General features: G+C 69.9%; 12 protein-coding genes. 9 read left to right on the forward strand and 3 right to left on the reverse strand.

Going from position 1 to position 13,782, the window contains the following annotated elements; genetic code table 11:
• The first annotated feature begins 68 nt into the window (after window positions 1–68).
• From ABT061_RS41865 to ABT061_RS41895, 7 genes are all read left to right on the forward strand, one after another.
• Complete coding sequence (locus ABT061_RS41865; RefSeq protein ID WP_350928765.1) at window positions 69–359, forward strand: hypothetical protein; 291 nt, start codon at window positions 69–71, stop codon at window positions 357–359.
• Window positions 360–653: 294 nt separating this feature from the next.
• Window positions 654–1,853, forward strand: coding sequence for a sensor histidine kinase (locus tag ABT061_RS41870; RefSeq protein ID WP_350928767.1), 1,200 nt, complete (start codon window positions 654–656; stop codon window positions 1,851–1,853).
• Between the two features lie 227 nt (window positions 1,854–2,080).
• Window positions 2,081–2,842 (forward strand): LytR/AlgR family response regulator transcription factor, encoded by a 762-nt coding sequence (locus ABT061_RS41875; protein WP_211263913.1) that lies wholly within the window; start codon window positions 2,081–2,083, stop codon window positions 2,840–2,842.
• Entirely contained in the window at window positions 2,839–3,324 is a 486-nt protein-coding gene (locus tag ABT061_RS41880) for a hypothetical protein (protein ID WP_350928769.1), read from the forward strand. The genes ABT061_RS41875 and ABT061_RS41880 overlap by 4 nt, the downstream gene beginning before the upstream one ends.
• 49 nt (window positions 3,325–3,373) lie before the next feature.
• Window positions 3,374–4,873, forward strand: coding sequence for a sodium/solute symporter (locus ABT061_RS41885; protein ID WP_350928771.1), 1,500 nt, complete (start codon window positions 3,374–3,376; stop codon window positions 4,871–4,873).
• Between the two features lie 182 nt (window positions 4,874–5,055).
• Window positions 5,056–5,385 carry a DUF485 domain-containing protein gene (locus ABT061_RS41890; protein ID WP_030908181.1) on the forward strand — a complete coding sequence of 110 codons (330 nt, stop codon included), beginning with the start codon at window positions 5,056–5,058 and terminating at the stop codon, window positions 5,383–5,385.
• Window positions 5,382–7,055 (forward strand): monocarboxylic acid transporter, encoded by a 1,674-nt coding sequence (locus ABT061_RS41895; RefSeq protein ID WP_350928773.1) that lies wholly within the window; start codon window positions 5,382–5,384, stop codon window positions 7,053–7,055. The genes ABT061_RS41890 and ABT061_RS41895 overlap by 4 nt, the downstream gene beginning before the upstream one ends.
• A gap of 70 nt (window positions 7,056–7,125) precedes the next feature.
• Here the strand turns inward: ABT061_RS41895 and ABT061_RS41900 are convergent, their stop codons facing one another.
• Window positions 7,126–8,049 carry an aldo/keto reductase gene (locus ABT061_RS41900; protein WP_350928775.1) on the reverse strand — a complete coding sequence of 308 codons (924 nt, stop codon included), beginning with the start codon at window positions 8,047–8,049 and terminating at the stop codon, window positions 7,126–7,128.
• A gap of 102 nt (window positions 8,050–8,151) precedes the next feature.
• Here ABT061_RS41900 and ABT061_RS41905 point away from each other — a divergent pair, with 102 nt between their 5' ends.
• Together ABT061_RS41905 and ABT061_RS41910 are read left to right on the forward strand one after the other, a co-directional pair.
• Window positions 8,152–9,201, forward strand: coding sequence for an alpha/beta hydrolase (locus ABT061_RS41905; RefSeq protein WP_350928777.1), 1,050 nt, complete (start codon window positions 8,152–8,154; stop codon window positions 9,199–9,201).
• Between the two features lie 147 nt (window positions 9,202–9,348).
• Window positions 9,349–10,722: an aldehyde dehydrogenase family protein gene (locus ABT061_RS41910; RefSeq protein ID WP_350928779.1), complete on the forward strand. Its 1,374-nt coding sequence runs from the start codon at window positions 9,349–9,351 to the stop codon at window positions 10,720–10,722.
• Between the two features lie 28 nt (window positions 10,723–10,750).
• On the opposite strand, the gene ABT061_RS41915 is transcribed toward ABT061_RS41910, so the two are convergent.
• Together ABT061_RS41915 and ABT061_RS41920 are read right to left on the reverse strand one after the other, a co-directional pair.
• A complete protein-coding gene (locus ABT061_RS41915) occupies window positions 10,751–12,250 on the reverse strand; it encodes a WS/DGAT/MGAT family O-acyltransferase (protein WP_350928781.1) in 1,500 nt (499 codons plus the stop codon).
• 267 nt (window positions 12,251–12,517) lie between these two features.
• Window positions 12,518–13,759 (reverse strand): sulfite oxidase, encoded by a 1,242-nt coding sequence (locus ABT061_RS41920; protein WP_350928783.1) that lies wholly within the window; start codon window positions 13,757–13,759, stop codon window positions 12,518–12,520.
• Between the last annotated feature and the right edge of the window lie 23 nt (window positions 13,760–13,782).

A 13,782-nucleotide genomic window follows, 5' to 3' on the forward strand; every position in this document is an offset into this window, starting at 1 on the left:
CGATCTCATATCGTCCGGGTGAGCGCACAGGCCATACCGGAGGAAGACTGATTCGGAAGGCGGCACGGATGGTTTCCGGGCCCGAGGACATGGTTCCCAATCCCCGGCGTGCGGAACTGCAACGTGCCCTGGCGCGGGTACGGACGCACGCCGCGCAGTTGGAGGCGGCACTTGATCCGCCCCACACCTCGTTCACCGGTAGGGCGGTCTGGGTCGGGCCGACGGCGCGGGCGTTCGCCACAGAACTGGCCGGGCGCCGCAGCCGGCTCCGGACACTTGTCCAGCGGATCGTCGAAGACCTTGAGGCGGAGCTCCGTGCCACCCCCGAGAGGACGGCTCGCCCATCGAGCGCGCGTTGACATGGGGGCCACGTCGTTCCCCGGCAGGCAGGTCGTACGGCAAGTGCTGACCGGAGCGGCGCATGCCATTGTCTTTCAAGGACAGGTCCGGGCGTTCGGTGAAACCTGCCAAGGTATTTGATCTACAGTGTAAAGGCGTTCGGGATGGTTGTGCATTCATATGGATGGAGATGTCTCAGTGCACCCTGAGGCCGCCACGAAGTGGACCCTGCCGCTGTTCTGACCGGATACGGAAGGTCGGTGTGATCCGCATGGGCCGGGCGCGGGTGGGGCTGGGCGTATAAGGTCCGGAGCGTGGAACCCGTCATCGCCGTGTTGCTGGTCGTCGCCCTGATCGGGGTACCCGCCCTGGTGCTGTGGCGGGTGTTGCGAGGGCGCAGGGAACTGGGCAGCAGCCCGGCCGAGCGGGCCACGTTCGAGACCCTGCACACCGCCTCCCTCGCCGCGCCACCGCTGCGGGCCGGGCTGACCGAGGCGGGGGCGCAGAAGGCGTCCCGGCACCTGCGGGAACTGCTGGGTTCCCCGGCGCTGGCGGTCACCGACGAGGAGAGGCTGCTGGTCTACGACGGCGAGGGCGACGACCATCACGCCCGTGAGGCGTTCACCCACGCCGCCAAGACGCTCGCCGGGGGCCGGACCCGGGTTCTCGGCCCCGAGGTCGTCTGGTGTGACCTTCCCGAGTGTCCGATCAGGTTCGCCGTGGTGGTGCCGCTGACCACCGACGGGCGGGTGGTCGGTTCCCTGGCCGCGTACGGCGGGCACGCCTCGGCGGGGCTGGTCAGGGCCGCCCATGAGGTGGCGAACTGGGTCGACTCGCAGCTGGAGTTGGCCGAACTCGACAGGTCCAGGACACGCCTGATGGAGGCCGAGGTCCGGGCGCTGCGCGCGCAGATCTCCCCGCACTTCATCTACAACTCGCTGACGACCATCGCCAGCTTCGTCCGTTCCGACCCCGACCGCTCCCGTGAGCTGCTGCTGGAGTTCGCCGACTTCACCCGTTACTCCTTCCGGCGGCACGGGGAGTTCACCACGCTGGCCGAGGAACTGCGTTCCATCGACCGTTACCTCACCCTGGAACGTGCCCGCTTCGGCGACCAGCTTCAGGTGACGCTGCGCATCGCCCCGGAGGTGCTCGCGGTCGCGGTGCCGTTCCTGTGCCTGCAGCCGCTGGTGGAGAACGCGGTCCAGCACGGGCTGGAGAGCAAGCCCGGGATAGGGCGCATCTCGATCGTCGCCGAGGACGCCGGGGCGGAATGCCGGATCAGCGTGGAGGACGACGGTGTCGGCATGGAGCCGGATCGCCTGCGCCGCATCCTGGCCGGTGACGCCGACGAGCGCTCGGGGGCGGGAGGAGTGGGACTGGTCAATGTGGACGAGCGGTTGCGCCAGGTCTACGGGGACGAGTACGGCCTGGTGGCGGAGACGGCCAGGGGGGCGGGGACGAAGGTCAGCGTCCGCCTGCCGAAGTACCACCCGGGTGTCTCCGTCCGTTGAACCGTGCCCGATCAGCCGCTCCGCTCGCGGTCGGGCTCCTTCCGCGCTCTGCCCGTCCGCCCGTCGGGATCACCCCCGCCGGTTCGTCCGCCCGGCCACCGGGCTCTCCGGTCTGACCGGACGCCCATGCCGGATCGAGTCTTCTCCCGAATATGAAAAAGTTGACAGGCGATGTCTAATTCATCACCCTCTAGAAATTCCCACGTGAACGACCTGGAGGAGTGACCGTGACCGGCCTGCGTGTCCTTGCGGTGGACGACGAGCTTCCCGCGCTGGAGGACCTGGCCTACCTGCTCCGGGACGACCCCCGCATCGGAGAGGTCTCCCTGGCCAGGGACGGGGCCGCCGCGCTGCGCGTTCTGGACCGGGCGATCGCCGATGGGCGGCCGATCGACGCGGTCTTCCTCGACATCCGGATGCGCGGTCTGGACGGGGTGGTGCTCGGCCGTCTGCTCTCGCAGTTCGCCAACCCGCCCCGGGTGGTCTTCGTGACGGCCTACGAGGAGCACGCGGTGGACGCCTTCGAGATCAAGGCGGAGGACTACCTGCTCAAGCCGGTGCGGCCGGAGCGGCTGGCCGAGGCCATCCGGCGGGTGTTCGTCTCGGCGGAGCTGCCGGAGAGCGAGGGTGCGGGCCGTACCGACCCCGATACCATCCCGGTCGAGCTCGGCGGTGTCACCAGGTTCGTGGCCAGCACCGAGGTCCGCTATGTCGAGGCACAGGGTGACTATGCCCGCCTGCACACCGCGGGCGGCAGTCACCTCGTGCGCATCTCGCTGGCCACGTTGGAGGAGCGCTGGTCGTTGGCGGGTTTCGTCCGGGTGCACCGCAGCCACCTGGTCGCGGTCAAGCACATCGACGAGTTGCACATCGACTCGGGCCGGTGTGTGGTCCGCATCGGTGAGACCGAGATCCCGGTCAGCCGCCGTCACACCCGCGAGCTGCGCGACCTCCTGGTCCGCCGGGCGCGCAAGGGCAGGCCGGAGTGAGCCGCGACCCAGGGGCCAGGGAGGAGGCCGAGCCGCGCCGGTGGATCACTGACCGGTCGCGCAGGGATTCCGAGCGGTCGCGTAAGGAGCCCGACCGCTCGCGCAGGGAGTCCGAGCGGCCGCGGCGCGAGGTGGTGACCAGTCCTCGCACCATGGCTCCCCGCCATCCCCGCTACCCGGTCACCCGGGAGATCGACGAGCAGACCCGGCTGGGCGAGATCTACATGCACTCGCTGGTCCGTACTCAGTTCCGGCTGGCCCTGTTCGTCTGCACGGTGCTGGGGTGTGTGGTGGTGGGGTTGCCGTTGCTGTTCTTGCTGGTGCCCGAGCTGCACGCGGTCCGCCTGCTGGGGATCCCGTTGCCCTGGGCGGTGCTGGCCGGTCTGATCTATCCGGCGTTCGTGATCGGTGCCTGGCTCTATGTCCGGCAGGCGGAGCGGAACGAGCGCCACTTCGCCGAGTTGGTGGACAGGGCCCGTTGACCCCCGTCCAGGGCCAGGAGCCCGAGGTCTCCATGCCGGGAGGCATCAGATGAGCACCGCGTACGGTGTGACGGCGGTCGTGCTGGTGGTGCTGGCCGCGGTGCTGATCGGTGCCTTCGGGATCCGGCTGTCGAGGACCACCTCCGACTTCTACGTCGCCTCCCGCACGGTCTCCCCGCTGTGGAACGCCTCGGCCATCGGGGGGGAGTACCTGTCGGCTGCGAGCTTCCTGGGTGTCGCCGGGCTGATCCTCACCTACGGCGCGGACATGCTCTGGCTGCCGGTCGGCTGGACGGGCGGTTATCTGGTGTTGCTCGTGCTGGTCTCGGCTCCGTTGCGTCGTTCGGGCGCCTATACGCTGCCCGACTTCGCCGAGGCGCGGCTGGAGTCGATGGCGGTGCGGCGGATGGCCGGGGTGCTGGTCGTGCTGATCGGCTGGCTGTATCTGATGCCGCAGTTCCAGAGCGCGGGCCTGGTCCTGCGGGCCATCACCGGCGCCCCGGAGTGGGCGGGGGGTCTGCTGGTGGCGGCCGTGGTCGCGGTGAACGTGATGTCGGGTGGCATGCGGTCGATCACGTTCGTGCAGGCCTTCCAGTACTGGCTGAAGCTCACGGCCCTGGCCGTGCCGCTGGTGTTCTTGTTGCTGGCGTGGCGGAGTGGGGGGGCGCCGGGGCTGAGCGAGCGGGATGTGGCCACCTGGGCGCTGCCGCTCTCCAGCGGCAGGGAGTACGGTCTCTACTCGACCTACTCGCTGATCCTGGCCACGTTCCTGGGCACCATGGGGTTGCCGCACGTGCTGGTCCGCTTCTACACCAACCCCGACGGCCGGGCCGCCCGTCGTACGACGCTGGTGGTCCTGTCGTTGCTCGGCGCCTTCTACCTGTTGCCGGCCGTCTACGGCGCGCTGGGCAGGATCTATGTCCCGGAGTTGGAGGGCAGTGACACGGTGGTGCTCACGCTGCCGGGACGGCTGATCGGCGGTGTGGCCGGCGATCTGCTGACGGCGCTGGTGACGGCTGGGGCGTTCGCGGCGTTCCTGTCGACCTCCTCCGGGCTGACGGTCTCGGTCGCCGGGGTCATCGGGCAGGACATTCTCAAGGGAGGGGTGCGGTCGTTTCGGGCTGCGGCGGTGCTCGCTGTGATCGTTCCGCTGGGTCTGGCGGTTCTGGCCCGCTCGTTGCCGGTCGCCGATGTCGTCGGCCTGGCGTTCGCGGTGGCGGCCTCCTCCTTCTGTCCGTTGCTGGTGCTGGGCATTTGGTGGCGGCGGCTGACTCCCGCCGGGGCGATGGCGGGACTGCTCGCCGGTGGTGGCCTGGCCTGCGGCGCGGTTCTGATGACGATCGGAGGGGGGCCTTATCCCGGTCTGGTGGGTGCCATGCTGGCCCAGCCCGCCGCGTGGACGGTGCCGATCGCCTTTCTCGTCATGGTGCTGGTCTCGCTGCTGACGCCGGGGCGCATCCCGCCGAACGTGGCCCGTACGATGGTGCGCCTGCATACCCCGGAGATCCTCAACCTGGACCGGGGTGACTGGCGGCCTCGCTCCTCCTGACGGGGCCGGGGTCTCCTCGGTGGCAACCGTTCGTCGCGCGAGACAGACCTTTCACCGCAAGCCACGTCCAGCTGAACGCGACGCGGCGGCGCCTCGGCGAAGAGTGCGTGAGCGGGTCTCCACGAAGGGTGGCGTCCCCTCCTACGTTGTCCGTGATCCAGATCACATCTGTGGGAGGTCTTGTGACCGCCAGGCAACATGACTCATCGGTCTACGAAGAGATTCAGGCCGGTGAACAGTTCCAGGAGTTGAAGAGGCGTTTTCGGGCCTGGGCGTTCCCGATGACCGCGGCGTTCCTCGGGTGGTACCTGCTCTATGTCGTCCTTTCCGGCTGGGCACGTGACTTCATGGGCACGAAGGTCCTGGGCAACATCAACGTGGCGCTGATCTTCGGTCTGCTCCAGTTCGTGTCGACGTTCGGGATCGCCTGGGCCTACTCCCGTTTCGCCGAGAAGAAGCTCGACCCGCTGGCTGACGAGATCCGTCACCAGGCCGAGGGGAAGACCGAATGAGCCACCAGACCCTGTCCACGATCCTGTTCCTGCTCTTCGTCGCGGGAACGCTGGGGATCACCTTCTGGGCCAGCCGCAACACCAAGGACGCCACCGACTTCTACGCCGGTGGCCGGTCTTTCAGCGGCGTGCAGAACGGCCTCGCCATCGGTGGCGACTACATGTCGGCCGCGAGCTTCCTGGGCATCGCCGGGATCATCGCCCTGTCGGGCTACGACGGCTTCCTGTACTCGATCGGCTTCCTGGTGGCCTGGCTGGTGGCGCTGCTGCTGGTCGCCGAGTTGATGCGCAACTCCGGCAAGTTCACCATGGCCGACGTGCTGGCCTTCCGGATGAGTCCTCGCCCGGTCCGTACCGCGGCGGGTGTCTCCACCATCACGGTGTCGATCTTTTACCTGCTGGCCCAGATGGTCGGCGCGGGCGCGCTGGTCGGCCTGCTGCTCGGCGTCACCTCGCCGACGGGTAAGGCGCTCACGATCGTCGGCGTGGGTGTCCTGATGATCGTCTATGTGGTCGTCGGCGGTATGAAGGGCACCACCTGGGTGCAGATCGTCAAGGCGGTGCTGCTCATGGGCGGTGCCACCCTGGTCACCCTGCTGGTGCTCGGCCACTACGGTTTCAACCTGTCCGGCCTGCTCGGCGACGCCGCTGCGCAGAGCGACAAGGGGCAGGCGTTCCTCGAGCCGGGTCTGAAGTACGGCACCGAGGCGCAGGGCATCGCGGGCAAGATCGACCTGATCAGCCTGGGCCTGGCGCTGGTGCTCGGCACCGCGGGCCTGCCGCACATCCTGATCCGCTTCTACACGGTCCCCACCGCGCGGGAGGCTCGCAAGTCCGTCCTGTGGGGCATCGGCATCATCGGTGTCTTCTATCTGCTGACCCTGGTGCTCGGTTTCGGCGCGGCGGCGCTGGTCGGTGGCAAGGCGATCGTGGCACAGGACAAGGCGGGTAACACGGCGGCGCCGATGCTCGCCGAAGCGGTCGGTAAGACCATCTTCGGCGAGGTCGGAGGCACGATCCTGCTGGCCGTCATCGCGGCGGTCGCCTTCGCCACGATCCTGGCGGTCGTCGCCGGGCTGACACTGGCGTCGAGTTCCTCCTTCGCCCACGACCTGTATGCGCATGTGTTCAAGCGCGGCAACGTCACCGACAAGGAGGAGGTTCTGGTCGCCCGGATCTCGGCCTTCGTCATCGGCGCGGTCGCCATCGGGCTCGGCATCCTCGCCCAGGGGCAGAACGTGGCCTTCCTGGTCGCGCTCGCCTTCGCCGTGGCGGCCTCGGGGAACCTGCCCGCGATTCTCTACAGCCTGTTCTGGAAGCGGTTCAACACCGCGGGCGCGGTCTCGGCCATCTACGGTGGCCTGGTCTCCGCGCTGGTCCTGGTGATCTTCTCGCCGGTGGTCTCCGGCAGTGCCACCGCGCTGTTCCCCGATGCGAACTTCGCCTGGTTCCCGCTGAGCAACCCCGGCATCGTCTCGATCCCGCTCGGCTTCCTGGCCGGGTTCGTCGGCGCGCGGCTCAGCAAGGAGTACAGCGCCGGTAAGTACGCGGAGATCGAGGTCCGCTCGCTCACCGGCATCGGTGCCGAGCAGGCCGCCTCGCAGCAGCCGGGCACCGAGGTCCGGCGGCAGCCCGGTACCGACCCTGAGCTGGAGCCCAGCGCCGACTAGGCGCCGGCCCGGTACGGCTTTCGTACCCGGCGGGGTCCGGCCCACCACGGCCGGGCCCCGCCGGGTCCTTCTAGCGGGACGCCTCGTCCAGCAGGGCGAGCTCGTCCTCGGACAGTGTCAGGTCGGCGACCGCGAGCAGTGGTCGAAGCTGCTCGACGTTGCGGGCGCTGGCGATCGGCGTGGCCACCGTGGGCTGGGCGGCCAGCCAGGCGAGGGCGACGGTGGCCGGGGCGGCTCCGTGGGAGGCGGCGATCTTGTCCAGGGCGTCGAGCACCCTCGGCCCGCGCTCGGAGTGAAGATACTGCGCCGCCTGGCCCGCGCGGGGGCTGTCCACCGTGATCCCCGGCCGGTACTTGCCGGTCAGGAAGCCGCGGGCCAGGCCGAAGTACGGTGTGCTGGTCAGCCCGGCCTTGGCGACCACGTCTCGCAGCGCCCCCTCGTAGTCGCGTTCGAGAAGGTTGTAGTGCTGCTGCAGCACCCCGTACCGTGCCAGGCCGTCCCGTTCGGAGATCTCCAGCGCCTCCGTGAGCCGCTCGGCGCTGTAGTTCGAGGCGCCGATGTTGCGTACCTTGCCCTCGGTGACCAGGTCGTCGAACGCGCCGAGGGTCTCCTCCAGGGGGGTGGTCGCGTCGTCGATGTGGGCCCAGTACAGGTCGATGTAGTCGGTACGCAGCCGCCGGAGCGAGTCTTCGGCCGCTGCTCGGATGTTGGCCGCCGACAGCCCGGTGCGGCCGTTCAGTGAACCCACCTTGGTCGCCACCACGATCCGGTCACGGTTGCGGCGGGAGGCCATCCACTCGCCGATGACGGTCTCGGACTCCCCGCCGATGTGTCCGGGTGCCCATGCGGAGTAGACGTCCGCGGTGTCGAGGAAATTGCCGCCCGCCTCGGCGTAGGCGTCCAGGACTGCGAAGGAGTCGTTCCGGTCCGCGGTCCAGCCGAATACGTTGCCGCCGAGACAGAGAGGAAACAGGTTCAGCTCAGAAAAGCTCATGGGCTAACTCTATTTCTCGAGTAATCGCGCGGGTGCGGGGCATCGGTGACAGCCGTCGGAGCACTATTATGTGCGGCGTCAATAAGACTGTCGGAGGCTCCCATGGCGCCCGGTTCACGGTTACGCGGACTCCTCATCGGTGCTGTGATCGCGGGTGGTCTTTTCGTCCTGGCGGTGGCCGCCGCGATCGCCCTGATCTCCAACCAGCGCGGGACCGTCGCGGACCCGCCGGGCCCTTCCCTCTCGGAGCGGTCCCGCACGCCGGACGCGTCCGGGAGGCCGGGAGGGGTTCCCGACGGTGTCGAGGTGGTCGGGGAGAAACGGTCCGGCGGCCGGCGGATGGACCTGACCCTGCGCTCGGCGGCCCTCGGCGACGTCACCCGGGTGCGGCTGCTGCTGCCCAAGGGCTGGTCCAGGGAGGCGGGCAGGACCTGGCCGACGCTCTGGCTGCTCCACGGGGGGCTCGACGACTACGAGGGATGGTCGAGGTCCGGCGTCGAGAGGTTCACGGAGAACGATCAGGTCATCGTGGTCATGCCCGACGGCGGCAAGTGCGGCAGTTACTCCGACTGGTACAACGGCGGCGAGGGTGGGCCACCCAGGTGGGCGACCTACCACCTCAAGGAGCTGCTTCCGCTGCTGGAGAGCAGGTACGCTGCGGGCAAGGAGCGGGCCATCGCCGGATACTCCATGGGCGGTCAGGGCGCGATGCTGTATGCGGCGGCCGGTGGTTTCAAGGCCGCGGCCTCCTTCAGTGGCGCGGTGCACATCCTCATGCCCGGGGTCGACCTGGCGGTCATGCTCGGCACCACGGCGGGCTGTTTCGGCACCGACTGGAAGCGGATCTGGGGTGATCCGCGGGAGAATCGCGAGGTGTGGGAGCGGCACGACCCGTACCATCTGGCGGGCAGGTTGCGCGGAGTCCGCCTTTACCTGGCCTCGGGCGACGGTGGCAAGGGGGACGGTGAGCTGTTCGGGGACATCACCGAGGAGCTCGCCCACAGGGCGACACTGGCCTTCGCCGGCCGCCTGCAGTCGCTGGACATTCCCTTCCAGCCCCACTTCTACTCGGGGCGCCACAACATGACCTACTGGAACCGGGAGCTGCGCCGGGCGCTGCCCATGCTCCTGGAGGCTGTCGGAGCCCGATGAGCCCTGCCGGCTCCTCCTGCCGGCCGTGAGGACGAATATTGGACATAAGGGGGCATAAAGGAAGAGGGGAAGGTCGCCCGAACGCTTCGCCGTCCGGCGGCGATGTTTCTCCGGGAGGCAGCGACGGCGATTCTCCGGGAGGCACCGATGGCGATCGCGACGATCAACCCGGCCACGGGCGAGACCGTCAGGACGTTCGACCCGATCCGCGAGGAGGAGGTGGAACGGCGGGTGGCACTCGCCGCCTCCGCGTTCCACGAGTACCGGACGGTCGACTTCAAGCAGCGGGCGGCCTGGATGCACGCCGCCGCCGGCCTGCTCCGGGCCGAGCAGGACCGGCTGGCACGGCTGGTGACCACCGAGATGGGCAAGACGCTGGCCGCCGCCCACTGCGAGGTGGACATGTGCGTGCGGGAGATGCGCTTCTTCGCCGACCACGCCGAGGGGTTCCTCGCGGACGAGTCGGCGGACGGGCCCGCCGTGGGCGCGCGGCAGGCGTACGTGCGCTACCAGCCGCTGGGCCCCGTCCTCGGGATCACCTCGTGGGACTTCCCCCTCTGGCAGGTGGTCAGGTCTGCCGCGCCCGCCCTGATGGCGGGCAACGTCTGCCTGTTCAAGCACGCGCCGAATGTGCCGCAGACGGCGCTGCAGCTGGGCGGGCTGTTCGCCAGGGCCGGTTTTCCCGAGGGATGCGCGCAGGTCCTGCTGATCGAGCCCGAGCAGGTCGAGCCGTTGCTGCGCGATCGGCGCGTGGCGGCCGTCACTCTCACCGGGGCCGATCAGGAGGGGCGCCCGGTCGCCGCGATCGCCGGCTGGGAGATCAAGAAGACGGTCCTGGAGCTGGGCGGCTCCGACCCCTACGTCGTCATGCCCTCCGCCGACCTGGACGAGGCCGCCGCCGTCGGGGTCACCTCGCGGGTGCGCAACAACGGCCAGTCCTCCGTCGCGGCCAAGCGGTTCATCGTGCACGAGGAGGTCTACGACGACTTCGCCGGGCTGTTCGTGGCGCTGATGGAGTCGCTGCGGCTCGGCGACCCCGCGGACGAGGCGACGGACGTGGGACCGCTCGCCACCCGGCAGGGCCGCGACCACGTCGAGTCACAGGTCGCCAACGCCGCGGGGCTCGGCGCCCGGGTGCTCTGCGGGGGAGTGAGCCCGGATCGGCCCGGCTGGTTCTACGAACCGACCGTGATCGCCGGTATCACCTCCGAGATGCGGGTGTTCCACGAGGAGGTCCGCGGCCCGGTGGCCGCGCTGTACCGGGTCGCGGACATCGACGAGGCGATCGCCCTGGCCAACGCGACCCCCTTCGGGCTCGCCGCCGCGGTCTGGAGCGGCGACGTGGCGGAGCAGGAACGCCTCGTCTCCGAGATCGAGGCCGGCATGGTGTACGTCAACGGGATGGTCTCCGCCTACCCGCAACTGCCGTTCGGCGGTGTCAAGAGCTCCGGGTACGGGCGCGGGCCGTCGGCGTACGGCATCCGTGAGTTCTGCGACGCCAAGACCGTCTGGATCGGCTGATCGCCCGCCGCACCCCGGTGCGGGGCCTTCAGGCGGGCACCATCTGCCTGGCCGGGAGGCTGTCCACCGGGTTGAGCCGCCCGGCGGGCTCGATCTGCTCCATCAGCTCGTCCATGGCCTCCTGCAGGTGGCCCATGAGCCGCCACACGTCGGCCACCCGGTCCGGGCAGGACAGGATGCCGAAGTCGAGCGAGCCGTCGTAGGAGAAGCAGGTGATGTTGACCCCGCCGCTCACGTCGGTCAGCACGGACATGGGGTGGTAGGCGAGCACCCTGGCCCCGCACAGGTACAGCGGGAGCTGCGGTCCCGGCACGTTCGAGACGATCAGATTGATCGGCGGCAGCATGATCGAGGCCAGCCGGAACACCGTGGAGGTCGCCAGCGCGGTGACGGCCGCGGGCAGCATCGACGACAGCTCGCTCAGCCAGCCGGTGGGGGAGCCGGCGAACCGCCGCTTGGCGGTGTGCATCGTCCGCGCCATGACGCGCAGGCGCTCGCGGGGACAGGCCAGGTCGGTCGGGATGGGGGTGACCATGACGGAGATCTGGTTGCCGACCACGTCCTGGGCGCTCGCGGTGCGGACCGCGACCGGGACCGCGGCGATCAGCGGCCGGTCGGGCAGCGCGTCGCGCTCACGTAGCCAGGCGCGCAGCGCCGAGGCGCACAGCGTCATGACCACGTCGTTGACGCTGGCCCCCGAGCTCCTGGCCACCCGTTTGACGTCCGCCAGCGGGATCGACCCGTAGGAGAAGCGCCGCTCGGGGCCGATCGGGCCGTTGAACGGTGTGCGCGGCGCCGTCAGCACGGGCAGCTCCGGCAACTCCCGCACCCTCCCGGTGATCATCCGGGTGGCGGCGGCCACCTGCCGGGCGCCCGGCAGCGCCGAGGCCAGTGGCATCGTGTCGAGTTCGGTCGCCATGCGACCCAGCGAGTACAGCGTTCTGGCGGGCTGCATCACCGACCTGGCCACGGCCCCGGCGAGCATGCCCGCCAGGCCGGGGGCGGTGGTCCGTGGCGTGGGCGCGGGCCGCTCGACGACGCGGGGCTCGGGCGTCAGATCCAGCAGCGCGGCGAGTGTCTCCGCTCCCGAGACCCCGTCGATGGCGCAGTGGTGGACCTTGGCGTACAGGGCGACCCGGCCGCCGGTCAGTCCCTGGATGAGATGCATCTCCCAGAGCGGGCGGCCCCGGTCGAGGCGCCGCTCGTGGATCCGGGCCACCTCCTCGGCGAGTTGGGCGTCGTCGCCCGGCGCGGCCAGGGTCACCTCGTGGACGTGGCCGGCGACGTCGAGATCGGGGTCTTCCGTCCAGTACGGCCGGTCGAGGTCGAACGGCACGGTGGCCAGGCGGAGCCTCAGCGCCGGGGCCAGGTGCACCCGCTCGTGGAGCAGCCCGATCAGGCACTCGCGGGTGAGGGCCCCGGCCCGGGAACAGGCGGGGTCGAGGATGGCAAGCCCTGCGACGTGGGCCGCCGTGGTCGCCGATTCTGCGTGAAGGAACTGCGCGTCGAGCGCGGTCAGCTGGCGCATCGGTCGAGCCTCCTGGCGGAAGATGGGAGAACACGTATTGCCATCATCAGGTCGGCACGTTTCCCTCTCGTTTCCTCCGTGGGACCTCGGATGTCTTTCCGGCGAGGTCTGGAGGCCCAGCCGATCATCGCGCTCGGTAACATTCCCATTTCGCTCGGTAGTCACGCCTGTCGGATGGAGGTGTCCCGGCGATTCTTTCCGAAGGTGATACTCGGGTGCGGGCATCCGGAGCCGTGGGCCGGGCCGTTCGGCTGGGCGGGGCCCCGGTCACCCGCTCACGACGGTCACGGGGTGGCGGACGACGGCGTCGAAGAGGTAGCCGAAGTCGTTGTGCGTGGTGTGCGACGGCTGGACCGCGCCGGTCTCGTCGGTGGCGCGGGCGAGCAGGAAGTGCCGGCCGGTCTGCGCGGGTTTCCAGGTGACCTGCCAGCGGGTCCAGGTGGATGCCACGTGCGGTCCGCGCAGCGGAGCGCGCTGCCAGGTGGCGCCGTCGTCCAGGCTCACCTCCACGTCGGCGATCCGGCCGTTGCCCGACCAGGACCGCCCGCGCAGCAGGTAGGGGCGCCCGGCGACCAGAGTGGCGTTCCAGGGCAGCTCGAAGGCGCTCCTGAGGCCCTGCGTGGTCAGCGGGGCGCCGCCCTGCGGCGGGTAGGCGTCGCCGAACATCCGGTAGAACTCGGTGTTCCAGGGCGAGGACAGCGGCGAGGCGGACACCTCGATGTCGCCGACCCACTTGACCGAGGCCAGGCCGATCCAGCCGGGGACGATCAGCCGCACGGGGTGGCCGTGGTCGGGCGGGAGCGGCTCGCCGTTCATCTCGTAGGCGAGGATGACGTCCCGCAGCGCCTTGGTCACCGGGATCGGGCGGCGTACCCGGCCGTAGTCGACCCCGTCGGCCACGTAGGCGGGGTCGAGTCCGCGGGCCATGACGTCGACGGCGTCCGTGGTGATCCCGGACCGTTCCAATACCGTGGCCAGTGGCACCCCGCGCCAGCGGGCCACCCCGATGCCGCCGAGCCGCCACGGGGTGCCGGTGACCTCCTGGTGCTGCTGGGTGGTGAAGAGGCTCCGTCCGTTGCCCGCGCACTCGATGGCCACGTCGCGCGTCACCGAGGGCATCGCGAGTAGTTCCTGGTAGCCGAAACTGCGGGGGGCGCTCAGGCCCGTGCCGTGCAGCCGCAGCCGCCAGGTGGCCGCGTCGATGATCGGGGTGGAGGTGTGGTTGCGGACGAAGAACCGGTCGTTGGGCACGTGGAACCCGATGTCGCCCATGGCGTCCCAGCGCATCTCGGCATTGGTCTCGTGCTCGACGAACAGCTCCGGCGGCAGCGGCTTGACGATCCCCGGGGCGGACGGATCGTCGTTCGAGGCCCCGCTGTCGCCGCCCCGGTCATCGAGGGTCCTGCCGCCGACGGCGGCCAGCCGGAGCCGGTCGGGGGCCTCCCGCGGCAGCTGCCCGGCTCGGGTGCGCTGGTAGACGGCCTCGTCGTCGAGGTTCTCGTACGGCATCCGGCGCCACTCCTCTCTACACC

The sequence above is a fragment of the Streptosporangium sp. NPDC002544 genome (assembly GCF_040295965.1).
In the GTDB taxonomy this organism is placed as follows: Bacteria; Actinomycetota; Actinomycetes; order Streptosporangiales; family Streptosporangiaceae; genus Streptosporangium.